Annotated in this window: 20 protein-coding genes; 12 read left to right on the top strand and 8 right to left on the bottom strand. The window is 66.2% G+C overall.

Annotated features, from left to right (window positions below; translation table 11 throughout):
• Positions 1-72 precede the first annotated feature (72 nt).
• Entirely contained in the window at positions 73-918 is an 846-nt protein-coding gene (locus AC1MCA_RS04645) for a hypothetical protein (RefSeq protein WP_479801519.1), read from the bottom strand.
• A 161-nt stretch (positions 919-1,079) separates the two neighbouring features.
• Here AC1MCA_RS04645 and AC1MCA_RS04650 point away from each other — a divergent pair, with 161 nt between their 5' ends.
• Positions 1,080-1,643 (top strand): hypothetical protein, encoded by a 564-nt coding sequence (locus AC1MCA_RS04650; protein ID WP_479801520.1) that lies wholly within the window; start codon positions 1,080-1,082, stop codon positions 1,641-1,643.
• Positions 1,644-1,649: 6 nt separating this feature from the next.
• On the opposite strand, the gene AC1MCA_RS04655 is transcribed toward AC1MCA_RS04650, so the two are convergent.
• A complete protein-coding gene (locus AC1MCA_RS04655; RefSeq protein ID WP_479801521.1) occupies positions 1,650-4,628 on the bottom strand; it encodes an AfsR/SARP family transcriptional regulator in 2,979 nt (992 codons plus the stop codon).
• Between the two features lie 254 nt (positions 4,629-4,882).
• On the opposite strand from AC1MCA_RS04655, the gene AC1MCA_RS04660 reads away from it, so the two are divergent.
• From AC1MCA_RS04660 to AC1MCA_RS04685, 6 genes are all read left to right on the top strand, one after another.
• Positions 4,883-5,410: a hypothetical protein gene (locus AC1MCA_RS04660; protein ID WP_479801522.1), complete on the top strand. Its 528-nt coding sequence runs from the start codon at positions 4,883-4,885 to the stop codon at positions 5,408-5,410.
• A 449-nt stretch (positions 5,411-5,859) separates the two neighbouring features.
• On the top strand, positions 5,860-7,161 hold the full coding sequence (locus tag AC1MCA_RS04665; RefSeq protein WP_479801523.1) for an ABC transporter substrate-binding protein: 1,302 nt from the start codon (positions 5,860-5,862) through the stop codon (positions 7,159-7,161).
• A 2-nt stretch (positions 7,162-7,163) separates the two neighbouring features.
• Complete coding sequence (locus AC1MCA_RS04670; RefSeq protein WP_479801524.1) at positions 7,164-8,276, top strand: Gfo/Idh/MocA family protein; 1,113 nt, start codon at positions 7,164-7,166, stop codon at positions 8,274-8,276.
• The gene (locus AC1MCA_RS04675; protein WP_479801525.1) at positions 8,273-9,214 is read left to right on the top strand and encodes a DUF6807 domain-containing protein; all 942 of its coding nucleotides are present in this window, start codon (positions 8,273-8,275) and stop codon (positions 9,212-9,214) included. The genes AC1MCA_RS04670 and AC1MCA_RS04675 overlap by 4 nt, the downstream gene beginning before the upstream one ends.
• Entirely contained in the window at positions 9,211-9,951 is a 741-nt protein-coding gene (locus AC1MCA_RS04680) for a cupin domain-containing protein (RefSeq protein WP_479801526.1), read from the top strand. The genes AC1MCA_RS04675 and AC1MCA_RS04680 overlap by 4 nt, the downstream gene beginning before the upstream one ends.
• Positions 9,952-10,050: 99 nt before the next feature.
• Positions 10,051-11,091, top strand: a complete 1,041-nt coding sequence (locus tag AC1MCA_RS04685; RefSeq protein ID WP_479801527.1) for a LacI family DNA-binding transcriptional regulator — start codon at positions 10,051-10,053, stop codon at positions 11,089-11,091.
• 7 nt (positions 11,092-11,098) lie between these two features.
• Here AC1MCA_RS04685 and AC1MCA_RS04690 read toward each other — a convergent pair whose 3' ends face one another.
• Together AC1MCA_RS04690 and AC1MCA_RS04695 are read right to left on the bottom strand one after the other, a co-directional pair.
• Entirely contained in the window at positions 11,099-11,725 is a 627-nt protein-coding gene (locus tag AC1MCA_RS04690; protein ID WP_479801528.1) for an FMN-binding negative transcriptional regulator, read from the bottom strand.
• Between the two features lie 12 nt (positions 11,726-11,737).
• A complete protein-coding gene (locus tag AC1MCA_RS04695) occupies positions 11,738-12,706 on the bottom strand; it encodes a DMT family transporter (RefSeq protein ID WP_479801529.1) in 969 nt (322 codons plus the stop codon).
• Here AC1MCA_RS04695 and AC1MCA_RS04700 point away from each other — a divergent pair.
• Positions 12,705-14,114, top strand: a complete 1,410-nt coding sequence (locus AC1MCA_RS04700) for an aminotransferase-like domain-containing protein (RefSeq protein WP_479801530.1) — start codon at positions 12,705-12,707, stop codon at positions 14,112-14,114. The genes AC1MCA_RS04695 and AC1MCA_RS04700 overlap by 2 nt on opposite strands.
• Positions 14,115-14,129: 15 nt before the next feature.
• Here AC1MCA_RS04700 and AC1MCA_RS04705 read toward each other — a convergent pair whose 3' ends face one another.
• The 3 genes from AC1MCA_RS04705 to AC1MCA_RS04715 form a co-directional block, all read right to left on the bottom strand.
• The gene (locus AC1MCA_RS04705) at positions 14,130-14,954 is read right to left on the bottom strand and encodes an SDR family NAD(P)-dependent oxidoreductase (RefSeq protein WP_479801531.1); all 825 of its coding nucleotides are present in this window, start codon (positions 14,952-14,954) and stop codon (positions 14,130-14,132) included.
• Positions 14,955-15,080: 126 nt separating this feature from the next.
• Complete coding sequence (locus AC1MCA_RS04710; RefSeq protein WP_479801532.1) at positions 15,081-16,484, bottom strand: GntP family permease; 1,404 nt, start codon at positions 16,482-16,484, stop codon at positions 15,081-15,083.
• Between the two features lie 41 nt (positions 16,485-16,525).
• A complete protein-coding gene (locus AC1MCA_RS04715) occupies positions 16,526-17,062 on the bottom strand; it encodes a gluconokinase (RefSeq protein WP_479801533.1) in 537 nt (178 codons plus the stop codon).
• A gap of 191 nt (positions 17,063-17,253) precedes the next feature.
• Here AC1MCA_RS04715 and AC1MCA_RS04720 point away from each other — a divergent pair, with 191 nt between their 5' ends.
• The 3 genes from AC1MCA_RS04720 to ctaD all read left to right on the top strand — a co-directional run bounded on the left by AC1MCA_RS04720 (position 17,254) and on the right by ctaD (position 20,736).
• Positions 17,254-17,988, top strand: a complete 735-nt coding sequence (locus AC1MCA_RS04720) for a FadR/GntR family transcriptional regulator (RefSeq protein ID WP_479801534.1) — start codon at positions 17,254-17,256, stop codon at positions 17,986-17,988.
• A gap of 224 nt (positions 17,989-18,212) precedes the next feature.
• Entirely contained in the window at positions 18,213-18,776 is a 564-nt protein-coding gene (locus AC1MCA_RS04725) for an NAD(P)H-dependent oxidoreductase (protein WP_479801535.1), read from the top strand.
• Positions 18,777-18,981: 205 nt separating this feature from the next.
• Positions 18,982-20,736 (top strand): aa3-type cytochrome oxidase subunit I, encoded by a 1,755-nt coding sequence (gene ctaD, locus AC1MCA_RS04730; RefSeq protein ID WP_479801536.1) that lies wholly within the window; start codon positions 18,982-18,984, stop codon positions 20,734-20,736.
• Between the two features lie 98 nt (positions 20,737-20,834).
• On the opposite strand, the gene AC1MCA_RS04735 is transcribed toward ctaD, so the two are convergent.
• Positions 20,835-21,038: a cold-shock protein gene (locus AC1MCA_RS04735; RefSeq protein WP_024365339.1), complete on the bottom strand. Its 204-nt coding sequence runs from the start codon at positions 21,036-21,038 to the stop codon at positions 20,835-20,837.
• A 284-nt stretch (positions 21,039-21,322) separates the two neighbouring features.
• Here AC1MCA_RS04735 and AC1MCA_RS04740 point away from each other — a divergent pair, with 284 nt between their 5' ends.
• Positions 21,323-21,757 carry a TfoX/Sxy family protein gene (locus tag AC1MCA_RS04740; RefSeq protein WP_479801537.1) on the top strand — a complete coding sequence of 145 codons (435 nt, stop codon included), beginning with the start codon at positions 21,323-21,325 and terminating at the stop codon, positions 21,755-21,757.
• Positions 21,758-21,784 lie beyond the last annotated feature (27 nt).

Genomic DNA, 21,784 nt, shown 5'->3' on the forward strand with positions numbered 1-21,784 from the left:
ACCGCAGGGCGGGTGACAAGGCAGTGAAAGGCCGACGGCGGTACTCCCCCGGGTGCCGCCGTCGCCCTCCCCTTAAGGCGTGGTGGTTGCCGTGACGGTGACAGTGGGCCCGGGCGTCATGGTGCCGTCCGTCTCGGTGGGAGTCGGCGAAACGGTGACAGTCGACGTCGGGCTGGTGGTCCTTGTGGACGTGCCCGTGGGTGAGGCGGTGGCTGTTCCGTTCCCGCCGCTGGCCTTGGCAAGAACTCCGTTCACCAGGTCCTCGAGTTCCTTCTGGTCGTCATCGGCCAGATCCGATCCTCCCTTGGTGGCTACCACCAGGAGCCTGCCATCGGCAGCGGAAACCTGCATCAGCTTCTCGCCGCTGCTCCGCGTGCTGACGGTCGCGAAGGTTTCCTCCCCATCGGTGTCCGCCCGCAGCTCTTCACTTGAGACCTCATAGCGCTGGCCGAGGGCCTCCACGGTGAAGTTGGCGCACTGCCCCATCTTGGCGCTGATGTCCTGAAGCAGTTCGACGGCGTCCGGGCCTTCGCTGCCCGATTGCGCCGACAGGGTGCGTGGCTGGGCGCTTTCGGAGAGCGCCACGGCAACGTCGCCTTCCTCAACCTTGTCCAGGAGCCCCGCGGAGGCGATCGATTTGCAGTCCGCAGGCTCCACCTTCGCAGTGCTCATTAACAGATTGGCAATGTTGCCTCCTTGCTGCACCTGTTCCGGGGAGTAAAGCTTCAGCTCGTTGCCCTCCTCATCCCGTGTACCGGCGATGAGTTCGCGCAGTTCGTCTTCCGTATAGACCTTGTCTGCGGCCGCTGCACTGGTGGTGACCGACGGCGACGGGCTCGGTCCGGTGCCACCGCCCGTACAGGCCGCCAAAGCCAGGGAGCCCGCTGCTGCCAGCGCCAGTGCTGAAGTCTTGCGCATCAGAATCACTCCTCAAAAACGAATGGGAAGCATGCTTATCAATTTCAAGGTTAAGGTGATTTCGCCGATTGTCCAGACCTGCCGCAAAACGCGCCGCTGGCTCCACCACCCCACGGGCACGGACCGGTAAGCTCCACCACTGGAAGTTCTAGAGAATTGCGGTGACTGTGGACGTACTGAGCGGGGTAAGCCTCGACTGGCTCAAGGCCCTCACGTGGATTTCTGCCATCGCCGTCGGGCTGCTGGTGATCTTCTTGAACCCGCGCCGGTTCGATCTGGCTGCACTGCGTTCCGTGCTCGTTTTTATGGTGGCCAGCGCCGGGGCAGGCATCTACGTCCTCACCCATGTGGGCGACTCCCGTTGGAGCGCCAGGGCTGAGGACCGCTTTAATGCTCCTACCCTGGGGGAGACCCCCATGGTGGGTCAGTTTATGGAGCCCCTGGACTCTTTCCTCGGCGGAGTGGTTGGCACGGTCAACCAGGTGGTCGACTTCCAGGCCGCCCTTCCAGTGGCGACGGAATTCTTAGTGGCAGCCGGGTGGGCCTTTGTTATTTCCCTGCCGCTGGGGCTGGCCTCATTGGTGGGGGCATATCTGGAAGCAAAACGGCAAAAACGTGAATTCCGCAGGTACAAGCGCCGGGTAGACGTTCTCACGGCGGAACTCGAGGACATCAAGCGCCACCTCGACTACCAGGCCCCGGCAGAACGTGCCGAATTCGGCTAGACCAGGTCACCATGGGGCGGGGTTCACCGCATTTTCCTGATCTGTGGGCTCTGGATGCTGCGACTGATCGGCAGCTAAGCTCCCACCCCCCTGATGCCTGCCGCGCTGCACCTCCTGGACCGCCTGCGCCAGGGTCAGAGCGTTGCCCGAAGCCCAGGCAAGTCCAAACCGGATAGGCCCGGCTTCGGCACGCGCTTTGTCTGTCATCGCCTCTATCCGCCGGCGTTCAGCCTCTGCGAGCGGGAGGGCCCGGTCCGTGCGGTATGCGGCGGCGGCGCCCAGCACCCGGATGGCTTCTTCAATCCGGTGCTGGTCCGTGTAGACACCGGCGAGGGATTCGAGGAAGGCCACGAGGTAGCCCTGGGCCCCGAACTCCAGGGCAGTGCCGAGCGCCTCGTACAGGGACTGCTCGGCGGCGTCATAATCGCCCGCCTGCTCCAGGGCGTCTGCGAAGTTGACCAGGGCGTTCCCCAGGAGCGCCCGGTCGCCGAGAGGCCTGGCCAGTTCGACGCACTCACGGCACAAGTCAAGCGCCCGGGCGTTATCGCCAGAGTAGAAGGCCAACAGCCCCAGGATGATCAACACGGCAACGCGGGTGCGCGGGCTGGCCTGGGGCAGCTGCGACGCTTCTGTGGCCAGCCTGTGGGCAGTCAGCGAGTCGTCCTGCTGGGCGGCCTGCGTCGCCAGGCACATGATGGTCCAGGCCATGCCGGCACCGTTCCCCGCTGACTGGAAAGCCTGGAGCGCCCGACGGTGGAAGTGGGCCGCCTGGTCGTACCGGCCCACCATCCAGCACAACGTCGCCGTCCCACTCAATGCTGGCGCCAAAACCGACGGGGCAGCGTCCGCAACCTCCTCCATGAGCGCCACGGCAATCCGGTGCTGCTCGGCCACGTCCCCGGTCAGCTCCCAGTAGTGCCAGAGGCTCCCGAGCAGACGAAGGGCCACGTCCGCGGAGCCGCCGGACCCGGTGGCCCACAGCAGGGCAGTCCGCAGGTCCAGGGCGTCGGAGTGCAACAGCCGGAAGGCCTTCACCTGGCCGGAGCCCCACAGCTGCGGGGCCATCCGCTCAGCCACACCGAGATAATACTCGGCGTGCCGGCGCCGGACCGCGGCCGGGTCGTCGAGCAGACAGAGCCGTTCACGGGCAAACTCACGGATCGAATGCAGCATCGACGTGCGGCTTTGTCCCGTGGGATCGGTGTACCGCCGCAGCAGGCTATGGCGCGCGAGCGCTGCCAACACGTCCTCGGCCGGCATGTCCTTGAGCACAGGCCCGGAGTCCCCCCTGGCACCACCAATCGCGCCGACAGCCGTCACTGTCGGATCGCCGGCAAAAACGCCGAGCTGGTCAAAGAGCAGACGCTCAGCCATGCCCAGCATGTTGTAACTCCACGCGATGGTTGCCGTCAGTGTCCGCTGGCGGTCCGGGAGGTCACGGAACGCTGCCGGCAAAGCAGCCAGGCTGAATTCCAGGTCAGCCAGGAGCTCGGTCTCACTGCGTTGCCGCAATTGGGCGGCTGCCAGCTCAATGGCCAGCGGAAGGCCGTCCAGGCGGTGGCACAAGCGGGACAGTACACCAGCGTTCCCGCGGTCGACGTCGAAGTGCGGGCGGACTGCCCGGCCGCGGGTGAGGAGCAGGTTCACGGCCGGAACGTCCCGCAGTTCGCTCGGCGGCAGGGGTGGGTCCAGCGGCGGCAGGGCCAGCGGCGCGAGTTCGTATTCGTACTCGGCACGAAGCCCAAGGCATCGCCGGCTGGTTGTCAGGATCCTCAGTTCGGGGGCAGCCGTGAGCATGTCCAGTACCACCGGCCAGGCCTCCTCGAGGTGCTCGAAGTTGTCCAGGACCAACAGGAGCCTTCGTGTACGCAGAAACCGGGACGCGCTCGTGAGGGGATCTTCACCCGCCTGGTCCGCCAGTCCCAGCGTCTCGGCGATGGCACCGGCAACCTGCTGCGGCTGAGTGAGCGGGGCGAGATTGACCCAGCCCACGCCGTCGGCCATCCGTTGACCGAGCTTCGCGGCCGCCGCCATTGCCAGCCGGGTTTTGCCGGTCCCGCCCGGACCCGTGACTGTCACCAACCGGCAGCCCTCCGAGCGGTAGAGCGAGCATACGTCCGCCAGTTCCGCCTCCCGGCCAACCAATGGGGTGAGCCCGGCAGGCAGGTTGTCCAGCCGCTGCCGGATTCTGCGGTGGCCGTTGGCGGCGGGGGCGGCCAAGGAAGGATCCTGCCGCAGCACCAACGTTTCCAGCTCCCGCAGGCGGGTACCGGGATCAATGCCCAGTTCCGCGGCGAAGATGGTCCGCGCTTCACGGCAGGCCGCCAGGGCATCCGCCTGCCGGTCGGCGCGGTACTGGGCGAGGACAAGCGCGGCCCACAGCCGTTCCCGGTACGGATGCTGTTGCACCAGCCGCGTCAGCTCCCCTACCAAGGTGCCGTGCCGGCCCAGGGCAAGCTCGACGTCGATGAGGTCCTGGTGCGCGTCCAGCCGGGCCTCCTCCAATTCGTCCAGGTCCGGGCCCAGAAGTTCGACGTCGGCAAGGTCCGGACAGGACGGGCCCGTGAAGAGCTCAACGGCTTGGCGCAGCTGCTCCCCTCCCCCGGTGAGGTCTCCCGCCTGCACCGCGGACTCTCCGGCCGCGACCCGCGCACGGAACTGCAGCAGGTCGAGTTCATCTTCGCCGACTGCGAGCAGGTAGCCGCCGGGCTTACTTGCAAGCCGTTGGGAAGCCACGCCTTTGGGCCTATCGGGTTCGAGCAGACGCCGGAGGTTTGCCACATAGACCTGGAGCTGCGGGCCCGGCTGCGCAGGCGGGCGGCCGTCCCAGACAGCCTCTGCCAGGAAGTCGGCGGGGACCACCGAATTCGCCCGCAGCGCCAAAGTTTCAAGGACTATCCGCAGCTTCCCACTGCCCACTGACACGGGCGTGCCGCCGGCAATGACCTTCAAAGGGCCCAGAACCCTGATCCACAGTGCGCTCATCGCCGAGCACCCCTCACCGACCGGCCGCATACGCCGGCCCTGACCCTGCCCGGCACAACGGAGCTCATCCGACCAGCGACCCCGCAGCGCCCGCCCTGACACCCAATGCACCCTAAAACTCCGGGCCGCATCAACCCCCATCATGCTCCCGGGGCAGGCAGAGGGTCCAGTGTTCCCGGGCTATTAAGGACCGGTTAAGTCCTCGGGGCCACTCTAAAGAAACCAACCCGCTTTACTTTTCGAAAGGAAATACCATGAAGACCAGCAGCATTACTCGCAGCTTGGCAGTCTCGGCACTTGCCGCAGCCGCCCTGGTTCCGGCTCAGCCGGCTTCAGCCGCCGAGGCGAACAGTATTTTTCTGAAAAAAGGCTTGGCATGTCCCGACTTCAACCTCGAATTTTCGTGGACGGGCACCATTACTCATACGAAGGAGTTCGTCGACGAGAATGGCAACGTGGTTCGCCTCCTGTCTGCCGGCAAGGGCACCGTCAACACCTATACGAACTACGGAACCAAACCCGGCAAGCGGGAAGCTGGCGAGTCCCTCACCATCAGGACCGACGGATCAGTCACGGAAACCGTGTACAACCCCGATGGCACGCAGACCGTGACAGCCACCGGACACAACGGCCTGATCATGTTCCCCAGCGACATGCCTGCAGGACCGTCGACGACCCACTACACCGGCCAAATCGTCTTCACTATCGGCACTGACGGCGTATTTACCTTGATAAGCACGTCCGGCCCGTCGATCGACGTCTGTGCGGAACTCGCCAGCTGACGCCACAAAACCCGTTCCACCGACGACAACTGAATCGACACAACGAGGGGCGGGCCATAACCCGCCCCTTCGCCGTGCCCCCGAAAGGCCCGGACGAAAAATGTGACTGATCACCTGTTGACAGAAAAGTGATCGATAACCATAATTGTGTTACCGATCACTTTCCAGTCGGAAGCCGGCATACCGTCCCTCAGGACGCACTGCCATCCGCGTCCAAGGCAACATCGCCGTTGAAACCGGAAGACCGCCCACGTCGCCGTGGATCGTCCTGCCGAGTGAGGAACCAACATGCGTCCAACTACTACCCCAGGGGAAAACTGCGCCGTTTCCCGGGCCTGCATCCCGATGGCCGGCCAGAAATTCCGGGTCAGGGGCATCGCCACCACCGGTATCAAGTAGCCCCCACCACCTAAGGCGCCGACGTCGACGCCGCTCCCGAAAGGAACCCCATGAACCACAGTCCCACCCGCCGGACCTACCTCAAGCTCTCAGCCGCCGTCGCCGCCTCGGTTCTCGCCCTGTCCGGCTGCGCCGCCGGCGGCGCCACGCCCGCCGCAGAAGAGACCGGGCCGGTCACCATCCGGTTCACCTGGTGGGGCGGCGATGCCCGCCAGAAGGCCACACAGAAGGTCATCGACGCCTTCCAGGCCGAAAACCCCAACATCACGGTGGTGGGCGAATACAGCGACTGGAACGGATACTGGGACAAGCTCGCCACCCAGGTGGCGGCCAACGATGCGCCGGACATCATCCAGATGGACGAGAAGTACGTCCGCGAATACGGCGACCGCGGCGCGCTGCTGGACATGAAGCAGCTCACCGGCCTGGACACCTCCGGCATCGATCCGGACACGCTGAAGAGCGGTGAGGTGGACGGCGAACTGGTGGGCCTGGTCACCGGCGTTGCCACCTTCTGCATTGCGGCCAACCCCAGCGTCCTCGCCAAGGCCGGCGTGGCCATGCCCGATGACACCACGTGGTCCTGGGAGGACTACCGGAAGATCGGCCAGCAGGTGAGCGCCAGCGGGGCACGCACCGGCGTCGGCGTCCAGTACGGCGACCAGGACATCTACATCTGGGCCCGCCAGAACGGTGACCGGCTCTACGACGACGAGGGCAAGGTTGTCATCAAGCCTGAAACCCTGGTCTCGTTCTGGAAGCACACCCTGGAGCTCTCAAAGTCCGGCGCCGGCCCCAAGCCCTCGGCAATCATCGAAAACGCCTCGGCCTCCCTGAACCAGACAGCCCTTGCCAAGAACGAGATGGGCTTTGCCGGTGTCTTCAGCACCCAGCTCACCGCCTACTCGGGCGCCGCCGGCCAGGAGCTCAAACTGCTCCGCCTGCCCGGCGAATCAACGTCCAAGGAAGCCGGCGCCTACTACAAGCCCTCCATGTTCTGGTCGGTCTCCTCCCGCAGCAAGCACCAGAAGGCGGCGGAGAAGTTCCTGAACTACCTGACCAACAGCCAGACCGCCGGCGACATCATGCTCACCGAACGCGGCATCCCGGCCAACACCAAGATCCGTGAAGCGATCGCGCCCAAACTGAACGCCACGGACAAGGCCGCCATCAGCTTCACCGACGCCATCGCCGACGAAGTCCGGCCCGCCCCGCCCATCACCCCTGCCGGCGGAAGCACCATCACGGACATCCTCAGCCGCTACACCTCGGACATCCTTTTCGAGCGCACCACCCCGGAAAAAGCAGCCCAGCCCTTCATCGACGAACTCTCATCCTCACTCCGGAAGTAACCATGACTGACACCCAAGGCACCAAGACCATCCGCGTCGCCTTCATCGGCACCGGGGGCATCGCCAACGCCCATGCCGAAGCCCTGCAGCAGCAGCCGGGCGTTGAGCTGGCCGTGGCCATCGACATCGACCCGTCGCGCTCGGAGGCCTTCGCGGCCAAGTGGGGCATCACCCGCACGGCGGCCAGCCTTGCAGAGGCGGCCGACGGCGGCGGGCTGGATCTCGTGGCCATCTGCACCCCGCCGTCGAGCCACTTCCCCCTGGCGCTTGAGGCGCTCTCCTACGGACTGAATGCCGTCATTGAAAAGCCGCCGGCCCTGTCCCTGAGCGAGATGCGGCAGCTCGAAGCCGCCGAAGCCGCCTCCGCCGGATCCCTCAGTTGCGTCTTCCAGCACCGGTTCGGTTCCGGCGCCCAACGGCTGCTTGCCCTGCAGCGCTCCGGCGCCCTCGGCAGGCAGCTTGTCGGAACGTGCAACACGCTCTGGTTCCGTGACCAGCCGTACTTCGACGTCCCGTGGCGCGGGCTGTGGGACGTGGAGGGCGGCGGCCCCACCCTGGGCCACGGCATCCACCAGTTCGATCTCCTCCTCCACCTGTGGGGTCCCTGGGCCGAGGTCACGGCCTTCGCCGGCAAACTCGCCCGGAAGACCGATACCGAGGATGCCTCCGCCGCTGTGGTCCGGTTCGAATCCGGAGCGATCGCCACCATCATCAACTCCGTGATTTCGCCGCGGGAGACCTCCTACCTGAGGCTGGACTACGAGAACGCGACAGTGGAACTCGACCATCTCTACGGCTACTCCAACCACCACTGGACGGTGACCCCGGCACCCGGCCAGGACGCCGTCGTCGGACTCTGGGCCCAGGGTGCGGACCAGCCCAGCGGGCACGTGGCGCAGTACGCCGCCATCGTCCGGAGTCTGCAGGGCGGCGAGGCCGCGCCGGTCTCCATCACGGACGCCTACGCCACCATGGAACTGGCCGCTGCGATCTACGCGTCCAGCGTCAGCGGAACCACCATTGCCCGAGGCCAGATCGACCCAGCCAGCCCGTTCTATACCCGCATGGACGGCCACCTGGAACCCTGGAAACAAGAGGAAGCACTCAACGCATGAACACCTCAACCGCCCTTTCCTGGCGCGATGACAACCAGTCCCTGACCGTTTCGCTGGGGGACCTGGAGATCGCTACCTACACCTACGACGCCACCGACGAACAGCGCGAATCGCCGCGGCCGTTCTTCCATCCGCTGCGCACCACCGCCGGGGAAACCGTCAGCGTCTACCGCCCGTGGGACCACGTGTGGCACAAGGGCATCGCCTGGTCATTGCCGCACTTCGGCGAGGACAACTTCTGGGGCGGCCCCAGCTTCCGCCGCGGCGAAGACTACACGTGGCTGCCCAACAACGGCGCCATGCGGCACGAGCGGGTGATCGACGCAGGGCTCGACGACGGCGCGTTCAGTTTCACCCACGCGCTGAGCTGGTGGACCCAGGGTGGGAAACACGTGGTGGATGAGATCCGGAGCATCCGGATCAGCCCGAACGTTGACGGAGACTCCTGGACGCTTGTCTTCGACACCGAAATGACCAATGTTTCCGGGGCCGATATCCAGATCGGCTCCCCCACCACCGAGGGCCGCGAGAACGCAGGCTACGGCGGACTTTTCTGGCGCGGACCCCGCGAATTCGCCGGCGGCCGGATCGCCGGCCCGGGCGGGGCCACCGGCGAGGCGCTGCGCGGCACCCGCGGACCGTGGCTCGCTTTCGTTGGCCAGCACGATGACAGCTGCCGTTACTCCACCGTGCTGATCGCCGACGACACCGCCAACGCCCAGCACCCGCCGGAATGGTTCGCCCGGTCCGAACCCTTCGCCTGCTTCGGTCCCGCCCCCTTCTTCAGCGCCGAAGTCACCTTCGCCGCCGGCGCCACCATGAAGAACCGGTACGCCGTGGTGATCGCCGACGGCGACTCGGACGCCGGGCGGCTCGCCGCCCTCGCAGCGGTGGCCGGGGACGCACTGCGCCAGCAGCCAGTGGAGGCCACCGCATGACCGTCACCCGGCAGGCGTTTCCCGGCGCGGTGGCCCTCACCCGGCTCGGTGTTTACGACTGGGAAGCGGCCGACGGCGTCTGCGGCGGCTCCCCGCACCTGCACACCGCCTCTACCGAGGCCTATCTGGTCCTGGGCGGAACCGGGCGGGTGGAAACCATCACCGCCTCAGGCTGTGAATCCCACGAGCTGGCGCCCAACGACCTCTTGTGGTTCAGCCCGGGGACCATCCACCGGATCATCAACACCGGCAACCTGGACATCCTCGCCATCATGCAGAACGGCGGGCTGCCCGAGGCCGGCGACGCCGTGCTGACCTTTGAGGCGGACATCGTGGCCGATCCGGAGCGGTATGCCCGGACCGCAGCGCTCGACGGCGGCCCGGGCCGAGTATCGGACTCCGTGGCTGACGCTGCACGCACCCGGCGGGACGCGGCGCTGGCCGGTTACCACCGGCTGAAGGAGGCGGCGCAGGCAGGCGACCTCGCCGCCGTCGAACGCTTCCACCGCGACGCCGTCCGGCTGGTGCAGTCCCGTGTCCCGGGCTGGCAGGAGCTCTGGAGCGAGAAGATCGCGCCGGAAGCGGCCCGGACGGAACAGTGGCTGGCGGATCTGGCCAACGGCGGATTCAGCCACTTCAAGGATGCGGGCGTGTCCCGGACAGCACCGGCCACTCCGGAACGGGTTTTCGGCATGTGCGGCATGCTGCAGAAATGGGACTCAGGCGGACCCGCCTGAGCCACGGACGCCCGCGTAGGCAGCGGCGGAGCGGGAGGGATTAGGCTGGAGCCGGATCCCTCCCGCGACGGCCGCTGGAAGAACATCTGAAGGGACGCCATGGTGCAGTCAGCAATAGGACCGGGCCGGTCGAAGGCACCCACCATCTACGACGTGGCGGAACTGGCCGGCGTATCGCACCAAACCGTGTCCCGCTACCTGAAGGACAAAGCCACGCTCAAACCCGCCACGCTGGAGCGGGTGGAAAAGGCGCTGGCGGAGCTCAACTACACACCGAACCTCGCGGCAAGGTCCCTGCGTTCCCGCGAGCTGTACCGCCTCGTGGTGGTGGTTCCGGAGGCGTCCCTGTACTTCCCCCTCCGCATGCTCAACGGCGCCGCGGAGGTGGCGCACGCCGCCGGCTTCCGCATCGACGTGGTGGCCATGGAAGGAACGGCCCAGGCCCGCGCGACCCGGCTGCAAGGACTGCTCGCGGGTGATGACATCGCCGGCATCCTCTCGTTTGTTCCGCGGCCCGCAAAGCTCGGTACATCCCCCGACGAGGCGCTCACTGTGCCGATGGTGGTGGCCGGTGAGTACGACAACCGGATGCGTGCCCGCGGCAGCCTGGCGGACGGCACCGCGGCGGCCAAAATCGTGGAACACCTTGCGTCCCTGGGCCACCGGAATTTCTTCCATGTGGCCGGACCTTCAGCCTGGCCATCGGCCCGGAACCGCCTGGCGGTCTATGAGGAAACCATTGCCCAGCTGGGCCTGACATCGCTGGGCGTCGCCGCCGGTGACTGGTCCTCCGCCTCCGGTTACGCCGCCGGCCAGGACATCGCAGCCCTGCCGGATGTCACTGCGGTGGTGGCCGCCAACGACACCATGGCCATGGGAGTGATCCGCGCGCTGCACGAGCACGGCATCAGGGTGCCGGACCACGTCAGTGTTTTCGGCTGGGACGACATGGCTGAATCCAAGTACTTCATCCCGTCTATTTCCACGGTCAACATGGACGTGGAGGCGTTGGGCGCCCGGAGCATGGGCGAACTGATCGCCAGGATCCGCGGCGGGCAGCCCACCGACGACGGCACCACACTGGCACCCATGGAACTCATCTTCCGCGAATCCACCGGGCGGGTCAGGGCAACCCCCTAGTTCCCGTTCAACCGTTCCGGCGGCAACGCCCGACGGCGGCGGCGCTGGCTTCCAGCCCGCCGGCCAGAAGTCCCGCCACCACCCCGGCCGCGTCGGCGTCGGAGCGGTTCTGGCTGTTTTTCTCCTTGGCTTCGATCCTGGTGATGACCAGTTCCATGCCGACGACGGCGCGCAGTTGCCCGGCGATGAAGCGTTCCGGCGCGTCGTCCACGGTCCAGGGCTGGTCCCTGTCCGCCTCGTGCAGGCCCGTCAGCTGCCGGACGTGGCGGTCCAGCCAGCCGGCGTCGTCATGAATGACCAGCCTGCCGTAGACATGCGCCGTGGAGTAGTTCCAGGTGGGCACCACGCGGCCGTGTTCGGCTTTGGAGGCGTACCAGGAAGGCGAGATGTAGGCGTCCGGTCCCTGCAGGATGACCATCGCCTCGCCGATCGGCGCGGCGGCCCACTGCGGGTTGTTCCGGGCCACATGGGCATGCAGCGCACCATGCTCGCCCACGGAAGGATCGTAAACGAAGGGCAGCAGCGTAGCCTGCAGGCCGTCAGCCGTCATGGTGACCAGGTTGGCTGCGGCGGGGCGGCTGAGGAGCCGGTGGACGTCGGTGGGATCGGCAGCGAAGTGGGATGGAATGTACATGGCAGGGTCCTGTCAGGGGGTGGGGATTCGGTCGGGGAGAATCTCGGCGGTGGGCGTGCGCGGGCGGACAAGCCGCACGCGGACAGCTGCGCCGGCGCAGGCTATGACCGCCAGGCCGCCGATGACGGTGCTCCAGGTCAGGGCCTCCCCCAGCAGCAGTGCCGCCCAGCAGATGCTCAGGACCGGCTGGACGAGCTGGATCTGGCTGACCTGGGCCATCGGACCCATGGCGAGGCCGCGGTACCAGGCGAAGAAGCCCAGGAACATGCTCACCACGCCGAGGTAGGCGAAGGCGCCCCATTGCAGGGGTGAGGCCTCCTGCGGCTGGTCGGCGATGGCCAGTGCCGCCAGGAACACCATCAGCGGCGAGGCCAGGACCAGTGCCCAGGAGACGGTCTGCCATGCCCCCAGCTCCCGCGCCAGCAGCCCGCCCTCGGCGTAGCCGATGGCCGCGGCAACCACTGCGGCCAGGAGCAGCAGGTCCGCCCACTGCAGCCGCCCGATTCCGCCTGCCTGCACAAAGGCGAAGGTGATGGCGGCCAGCGAGCCGAGGGCCAGGACGGCCCAGAACGTTGCGGGCGGACGCTCACCGGTACGGAGCACCACAGCCGTGGCGGTGACCGCGGGCAGCAGGGCGATGACCACGGCGCCGTGGCCGGCTTCCACTGAGGTCAGGGCAAAGGAGGTCAGCAGCGGAAAGCCGACGACGACGCCCCCGGCCACCAGCGCCAGCCGGGCCAAGATCCGGGGTGAAGGAAGCCGTTGCCGGGTCAGTGCCAGCGCCGTGGCGGCGAGCACCGCGGCCACCACTGCCCGGCCGGACCCGATGAACAGCGGCGACAGGCCGGAGACGGCCAGCCGGGTGAACGGCACGGTGAATGAGAAGGCGGCCACTCCCAGGAGTCCCCACCAGATCCCGGTGGCGGACCGGGGCAGTATCACTGGGCTTAGGCCGAGAGTAGCGCTACTATTGTCTTTCATGAACAACGATAGCAGTTCCCGGATCGTTTTGGCACTGCACCAGTGGATGAAAGCGGCTCCCCCAGGGTCCCGGCTGCCGTCCACCCGGTCACTGGTGGCGGAGTACCAGGCCAGCCCGGTGACCGTGCAGAAGGCCCTCCAGGCCCTGACGGCCCAGGGCCTGATCGAGAGCAGGCCGGGCGTGGGCACTTTCATGCGCGCCGTCCGAACCGCACGCCCTTCGGATTACGGCTGGCAAACTGCCGCGCTCGGCTCCCCGCAGTCGGTGCTGCCCTCCAGTTCGAACACGATGCGCGACGTGCCGAACAACGCCATCGCGTTCCATTCGGGGTATCCGGACCGTGAGCTATTGCCGGAGCGGCTGGTCCGGGCCGCCCTGACGCGTGCCGCACGTGGCGATGCCGCCCTGTCGAGACCCCCTGCGGCCGGGCTCCCGGAACTGCAGTCCTGGTTCGCCCACGAGCTCGGCGCCTCGACGCCGGCCGGGATCACTCCGCCCACGCCGAGCGACGTCATTGTGCTGCCGGGCAGCCAGAGCGGGCTCAGCTCCATCTTCCGGGCGCTGGTGGGCGCCGGCCAGCCGCTGCTGATGGAGTCGCCCACGTACTGGGGTGCCATCCTGGCGGCAGCCCAGACGGGCGTGCGGGTGGTGCCGGTGCCCAGCGGCCCGGAAGGACCCGATCCGGCCGAGCTGGCCCGCGCCTTTGAGGAGACGGGCGCGCGGGTCTTCTATGCCCAGCCCAACTACTCCAACCCCACCGGCGCCCAGTGGGCTCCGGGACGGGGCGAGGAGGTCCTCGAGCTGCTGCGCCGGCACGGAGCTTTTATGGTGGAGGACGACTGGGCGCACGACTTCGGGATCTCCACCAGCCCCGTGCCCGTAGCCTCGCGGGACGACTCCGGCCATGTGGTCTACATCAGGTCGCTGACCAAGAGTGTGTCCCCGGCGATCCGCATCGCCGCCGTCATCGCACGGGGCCCTGCCCGCGAGCGGATCCTTGCCCAGCGAGCGGCCGAGTCCATGTACGTCAGCGGGCTCCTGCAGGCGGCTGCCCTGGATGTGGTGACCCAGCCCGGCTGGCAGACGCACCTGCGCAGCCTCCGCCAGCAGCTCCTGTCCCGCCGGGACCTTCTGGCCGGCAGCCTGCGCCAGCATGTACCGCAGGCCCACCTCGAAGGCCTCCCCCACGGCGGGCTGAACCTGTGGCTGCGCCTGCCGGACGGGACCGACGCCGCGAAGCTGGCCCGCCGCTGCGAGGATGCAGGGGTCATCATCGCCGCCGGCACGGAATGGTTCCCGGCCGAACCCGCCGGACCGTACATCAGGCTGAACTATTCCGGCCCGAATCCGGGCGCGTTTCCGGAGGGCGCCCGGATCATCGGCGAAGCCCTGGCCGCCGGCGCCTAGTGGCCGTGATGACGGTCAGACGGCTACCTTGACCAGCTCTTCACTCGCATCCCACAGCCCGCGGGCGAGTTCGGCGTCGTAGGCCTGCTTGTTCGCCTTGGCGAGGGCGCGCTTGTAGTAGTAGGCGCCGGAGATCCAGTCGGTGCCGGCGGTGCCGTTGATCAGCCAGAGCAGGGTGTCGGCGCCCTGGTCCGGGGTGAGCATAAAGCGGTTCAGCAGTGTCTTGTAGGCGTGCCGCCATGGGCTGGTGGACTCTGCCGCGAAATTGGTGCGTACAACACCCGGGTGGAACGCCGCCGTCGTGATTCCCTGCTCACCGAAGCGGCGGTGCAGCTCGGACGTGAACAGGATGTTGGCGAGTTTGGCCGTGCCGTAGGCGCGGTTGGTGGAGTAGGTGTGCTCGGCGTTGAGGTCGAAGAGGTCCAGCTTGCCGAAGCTGTTGGCGCCGCTGGCGGTGTTGATGACCTTGGCGTTGCTGGCCGTGAGCGTGCCCATCAGCAGCGTGGTGAGCAGGAACGGCGCCAGGTGGTTGATCTGGAAGGTGGATTCGTTGCCGTCCACGGTGCGCAGGTGCTTGCCCATGATGCCGCCGGCGTTGTTGGCGAGCACATCGATGCGCGGGTAGTTTTCCTCGAGCTGCGCGGCAAGGGTCCGGACCTGGGCGAGGTCGGCGAAGTCGCAGACGAAGTAGTCGGCATTGAGTTCCTTGGCGAGGGACTGGGTCTTCTCGGCGGAACGGCCGACGATCACCACCCGCTCCCCTGCCTTTGCCAGCGTCCGGGCGGCTGCTGCGCCGATGCCGTCGCTGGCGCCGGTGATCACAATGGTGCGAGGGGTCAAGGGGTGTCCTTTGATTGGTTCGTTCCCGAATGGAGTGCCGTTGGGCACAACGACGGCGGGGCGGCCGGTGTTCCCACCGGCCGCCCCGCGCAGCACTTCTGTCAGCCGTTGGCTGGGGCCAGAGCGCTAACCGGCTATCCCGGCCAGCAGGAAGATGACCGCAGCGATGGCGAAGCCCATGACACCGATGAGGGTTTCCATCACGGTCCAGGTCTTCAGGGTGGTCTTGACGTCCATGCCGAAGAAGCGGCCCACCAGCCAGAAGCCGGAGTCGTTGACGTGCGAGACCACCACGGAACCTGCGGCCACGGCGATGACCAGCGCGGCAACCTGCATGCCGTTCAGTCCCGCAAGTGCCACCGCCGGGGCGATCAGGCCCGCGGTGGTGGTCAGCGCCACCGTGGCGGAGCCCTGGGCGATACGCAGGATCGCGGAGATCAGGAAGCCTGCCACAATCAGCGGGATGCCCAGGTTGCCCAGGACGTCGGCCAGTGCGGCGCCGATACCGGAGGTGCGCAGGACGCCGCCGAACATGCCGCCGGCGCCGGTGATGAGGATGACCGAGCAGACCGGGCCGAGCGAGGATTCCAGGAGCTTCTCAATGGCGGACGCGTCCTTGCCGCGGCGGTTGCCCAGGACAAACACAGCCACCAGTACGGCGATGAGCAGGGCCACCGGGGTTTCACCGATGGTGCGCAGGATCTGGAACCACTGTTCCTTCTTGACGTCCTCGGACAGGACGCCGGAGGAGGCCAGGGTGTTCAGGCCGGTGTTGAGGAAGATCAGGACCAGCGGCAGGAGCAGCAGCCCCACGATGGTGCGGAAGCGCGGCGGGTGGGACTCGGCTTCGGCGCTGGCGTGGCCCAGGATTTCCGGGACGGGCAGGACCAGCTTCTTGCCGGTCCACAGGCCGAAGAGGTAGGCGGTGACGTACCAGGTGGGGATGGCGGTGATGAGGCCGGCGATCATGACCAGGCCGATGTTGGCGTCGAAGAAGGCTGCGGCGGAGACCGGACCCGGGTGCGGCGGCAGGAAGATGTGCATGACGGAGAAGGCGCCGGCAGCCGGAAGGCCGTAGCGCAGCACTCCTCCACCCAGGCGGTGGGCGACGGCGAAGACCACGGGCAGCATGACCACCAGGCCGGCGTCGAAGAAGATGGGGAAGCCGAAGATCAGGGAGGCCAGGCCGAGGGCGAAGGGGGCACGCTTCTCGCCGAAGACGCCGATCAGGTAGTCGGCCAGGACCTTGGCGCCGCCGGACGTTTCAACGATCCGGCCGAGCATGGCGCCCAGGCCCACCAGGAGTGCCACGGTGCCAAGGGTGGTGCCGAAGCCGTTGATGAGGACCGGGACCACCTGGTTGGCGGGGATGCCGGTGGCGAAAGCGGTAGCGAGGCTGATGAGGATCAGTGCGACAAGCGCGTGCATCTTCAGCCGGATGATCAGGACCAGCAGCACGACAATCGACGCCGCGGCGATCAGGAGCAGGGGGCCTGCTCCCAGTGTTTGGGTCCATCCTTCGATGACCATGGTTCTCCTTTGAAACTGGAACTTGTTGGGGGTGTGAATTATTAGGAAGCGTGAGCGGAGGGGAGCTTCAGTGCGGCGATGATGGCCGTGACAAGCTCCGCCGGGGACTTGGAAATGTCCAGCCGGAGGCTTCCGGTGGCCAGTTCGTCGTCGGTGAGGGGTTCAAGGGTGGCGAACTGGCTGGGCAGGAGCGTGGGCGGCATGAAGTGGCCTTCGCGGCCCTGCATCCGCTCGCCGATCAGGCCTGCCGCACCGTCCAGGTGCAGGAACAGCACCCTGCCCTCCGCGTCGGCAAGAAGGCTGCGGTAGCTCTGCTTGAGGGCGGAGCAGGTCAGCACGGTGCTTTCGCCGGCCTGGGCCTTGGCGGTCATCCAGTCCTGGATCAGCTGCAGCCAGGGCCAGCGGTCCTCGTCCTGCAGGGGAATCCCCTGGGTCATCTTGCTGATGTTGGCTTCGGGATGGAACTCATCCGCCTCGGCACAGGCCCAGCCGAGCTGCTGGGAGAGGGCCGCCGCGATGGTGGACTTGCCGGAACCGGCAACGCCCATCACCACCAGGTGCGTGGCTGGGTTGTGCATGTTTTACCTCCGAAGAAGACGCCGTTGGCTTAGTGAAAGAAACCTCGTAGCGCACCGCTTGGAAAGTGCGCCGGGAGATAAGGTATCACCATTTGTGAGCAAAGATACTATCTTTGCGTGTCACAAGTCATACCTTTGATGATTCCTTCGGTATTCTGGGAGGGCGCACAGCGCAGAGGAAGGCAGGAAAGATGTCGACGGCGACACTTCAGGACGCGGACAACACGCACGACGGCGGGGCCTCCCCTGCCATGCACGAGCGCGTTCTCGAGGCGGTGGGCCTGGCCATTGCGTCCGGCAGCCTCCCGCCGGGAAGCCGGCTTACGCTGGAGGACCTCCAGCAGGAATACGGGATTTCCCGCACCGTTGCCCGGGACACCATGAAGGTCCTGGAATCCATGAACCTGGTTTACTCCCGCCGTCGGGTGGGCATTGTGGTGCAGGAGCGGCGGCTCTGGAATGTATTCGACCCCAAACTGGTGCGGTGGCGCCTCGCCGGTGACCGCCGCGAGATCCAGTACAGCAGCCTCACCGAGCTGCGCATCGCCGTCGAACCCATCGCAGCGGCCGGGGCGGCCCGCCGTGCCAGCGCCGCCGAGCGCGCCAGGCTGGTTTCCCTCGCGGCGGATCTGCGGCGGCTGGGCGAAGCCGGAGAACTGGAGGCGTTCCTGGCGGCCGATATCGAGTTCCACCGCCTGCTGCTGGCGAGCTGCGGCAATGAGATGTTCATGTCGCTGGACGGCATGGTGGCCGAGGTGCTCACCAGCCGGACCCGGCAGGGACTGATGCCGTTCAAACCGAAAAACGAAGCCCTTCAGGCCCACGAGGATGTTGCTGCGGCCGTGGCGAGCGGGGACGCCGTTACCGCCGAAACCGCCATGCAGCACATCCTGAACGAGGTCCGGAACGCCATGGGACTGCACTAACGCCCCCGGCATGTGGACGTGCCGCCAGGCACCGGCTGGCATCACCCGGTTGCCAAGGTTGACAATTCAACCAATCTCCTGCAAACTTATATGCATATGCATGAACATTCCGTCGTTTCCCGCTAGGGCAGACTCGCGGGCCCCGATCCGTACAGCAACACCCCCAAGAAACCTACACACGTCGCCGGCCGCTGGCGCGGCCGCAGCCGAACCCAGGAGTACACATGTCCACGAACACGGTCCTCGCCCTTGTCGGCAGCCTCCGCGCCGAGTCCACCAACCAGAAGCTGGCCGAAGCCATCGCGCTGAACGCTCCCGAGCAGGTTGACGTTGTCATCCACGAGAGCCTCGGAAACATCCCGTTCTACAACGAGGACATCGACGTCGAAGGCCAGGTCCCGGCGGCCGCCGCAGCCCTGCGCGCCGCTGCCAACGACGCTGACACCCTGCTGCTGATCACCCCCGAGCACAACGGCACGGTGCCCGCGTCCTTGAAGAACGCCATCGACTGGCTGTCCCGCCCCTACGGCGCCGGCGCCCTCACCGGCAAGCCCACCGCCGTCGTCGGCACCGCCTTCGGCCAGTTCGGCGGCGTCTGGGCCCAGGACGAAGCCCGCAAGGCAGTCGGCATCGCCGGCGCCCAGGTCCTCGAGGACGTCAAGCTCGCCGTCCCCGGCTCCATGGTCCGCTTCGCCGAACTGCACCCGAAGGACGACGCCGAAGTTGTTGAGCAGATCAAGGGCGTCTTCGACGCCATCGAAGGCGCACGCACGGTCGCAGCAGCCTGATCCAGGCAGTTCAGTTGAGCGATGGACACCCCCGGCAGGAGCAACTGCCGGGGGTGTCCTGCGTCCGGGGCCCGGGTGCCTGAACACGCGGCGTGAGGTAGGTTCCTACGGACTCTTCCCGGGCGCCCCGCTACCGGAGTAGCCTGCAATATAGGGGCTCAGAAAGCGGCCCACGTGCTCTGCACAGGGATCTGTGAGGTAGAAAATGGCCATCACCGGACAGTCAGCTGAAGGTCTCGCCGATACCGCCGCGCCGGCCTTGGTACCCCGGCGCAAAGGCAGCATTGTGGTCAAGTGGATCACCACCACGGACCACAAGACCATCGGCTACATGTACCTGATCACATCGTTTGTGTTCTTCCTGCTCGCCGGCGTGATGGCACTGCTGATCCGTGCGGAGCTGTTCCAGCCGGGCATGCAGATCCTCCAGACCAAGGAGCAGTACAACCAGCTGTTCACCATGCACGGCATCGCCATGCTGCTGATGTTCGCGACACCGTTGTTTGCCGGGTTCGCCAATTTCGTCATGCCGCTGCAGATCGGCGCCCCGGACGTGGCCTTCCCCCGGCTCAATGCGCTGGCATTCTGGTTCTTCCTCTTCGGTTCCACCATCGCGATGTCAGGCTTCATCACGCCCCAGGGCGCCGCGTCCTTCGGCTGGTTTGCCTACACGCCGCTGTCCAACACACTTTTCAGTCCCGGCGTCGGCGGTGACCTGTGGGTCTTCGGCCTGGTCCTGTCCGGCTTCGGCACCATCCTCGGTGCGGTCAACTTCATCACCACCATTCTCTGCATGCGCGCCCCCGGCATGACCATGTGGCGGATGCCGATCTTCACGTGGAACACCCTGGTCACGTCCATCCTGGTGATCATGGCTTTCCCGCCGCTGGCCGCGGCACTGTTTGCCCTGGGTGCGGACCGCAGGTTCGGCGCCCACATCTATGATCCGGAAAACGGCGGGCCCGTCCTGTACCAGCACCTGTTCTGGTTCTTCGGCCACCCCGAGGTGTACATCATCGCGCTGCCGTTCTTCGGGATCGTCTCGGAGATCTTCCCGGTCTTCAGCCGCAAACCGATCTTCGGCTACAAGGGCTTGATCTACGCAACCATCGCTATCGCGGCCCTGTCCATGACGGTGTGGGCCCACCACATGTACGTGACCGGCTCGGTCCTGCTGCCGTTCTTCGCGTTCATGACCATGCTGATCGCAGTGCCCACCGGCGTGAAGTTCTTCAACTGGATCGGCACCATGTGGCGCGGTTCGCTGACGTTCGAGACACCCATGCTGTGGAGCCTGGGTTTCATCGTCACGTTCCTGTTCGGCGGGCTGACCGGCATCATCCTGGCATCCCCGCCGCTGGACTTCCACGTCTCCGATTCGTACTTCGTGGTGGCCCACTTCCACTACGTGGTGTTCGGCACCGTGGTGTTCGCGATGTTCGCGGGCTTCTACTTCTGGTGGCCCAAGTTCACCGGCACCATGCTGAACGAACGGCTCGGCAAGATCCACTTCTGGATGCTGTTCCTGGGCTTCCACGGCACGTTCCTCATCCAGCACTGGCTCGGCGTCATGGGCATGCCCCGCCGCTACGCCGACTATCTGGTGGAGGACAACTTCATGTGGATGAACCAGTTCTCCACGTACGCGTCGTTCCTGCTGGGTGCCTCGATGCTTCCGTTCCTCTTCAACGTGTACGTCACCTGGCGCCGCGGCGAGAAGGTGGAAGTTGACGATCCTTGGGGCTTCGGCGCCTCCCTCGAGTGGGCCACATCCTGCCCGCCACCGCGCCATAACTTCACCTCGCTGCCCCGGATCCGTTCGGAACGGCCGGCCCTGGACCTCCACCACCCCGAGATCCGCGTGCGTGAGCACGAACCCGTCCACTCTGCAGCTGCAGCGGCCCTGGGCGCTGCGGACATCGGAGAGAAGGACGTGCGCAGTCCCAACCCCGATGAATAAGCACGCTTGTGTTAAAAAGGACACAAAAAAGCAGGGCCGGTCATTGACCGGCCCTGCTTTTGAAAATGAAACCCTAAGGCCCCAGAATCTCTAATGAATTAGAGTGCCTGGATGTTGACGGCCTGGGGACCCTTGGGGCCCTGCTCGGTTTCGAAGGAAACCTTCTGGTTCTCTTCGAGTGAGCGGAAGCCGGAAGAGGCGATCGCGGAGTAGTGAGCGAAAACGTCCTGTGAGGAGTCATCGGGGGAAATGAAGCCGAAGCCCTTTTCGGCGTTAAACCATTTGACGGTACCAGTAGCCATTATTTTTGTCCTTCGTGAAGGTGGAGGAAAAGTCCCGACTTTCGGGTCCTCCGGTGTGGGGTGTTCAAAACCGCTACTTCAGAAGAACGTGGACTTTCGACCACGCGTACTGCCTGAACTACCAACTGCATAAACACAACAACAAAATCAACTGTACAGGAGTTTCCGGAGACCATTTACCACCGACCGTTCGGGGGTCCTGTATCTCGCTGCTGTACCTCCCGGCGCCGCGGGCATATCCTGCCAACAGATCCGCGCTGCACCCAACCCCCGGGAGACGAACCATGGAGATGCCAAAAGCGTCCGACGCCGACAAGGAACGCTTCCGGTCGGTGGTCCCCGACCATCCGGAGGTGGCGGTGAAGCCGATGTTCGGCAACCTCGGGGCGTTCGTGAACGGCAACATGTTCGCTGGGCTGTTCGGGCCCACCATCGGCGTGAAGCTTGCCGACGAGGACCGGGACGTCCTCGAGAGCACCGAGCGGACTGTGCCGTTCGGGCCGGCGGAGCGGCCCATGGGCGGCTACACCGGCCTGCCGGAAGTCTGGAATGAAGAGGGCGACGGCGACGACGCCCGCGTCCGCGCCTGGATCAGTAAGGCGTACGACCACGTCGCCGCCCTGCCGCCGAAAGCCCCCAAAGCTCCCAAAGCTCCCAAGGCCACCAAAGCCCCGAAAGTCGCCCAAGCCCCCAAAGCCCCCAGGACGCTCTCTCACTAACTGCAAGTTCGGGGCAACCCTCTATCA

The organism is Arthrobacter sp. BK1 (assembly GCF_056680055.1).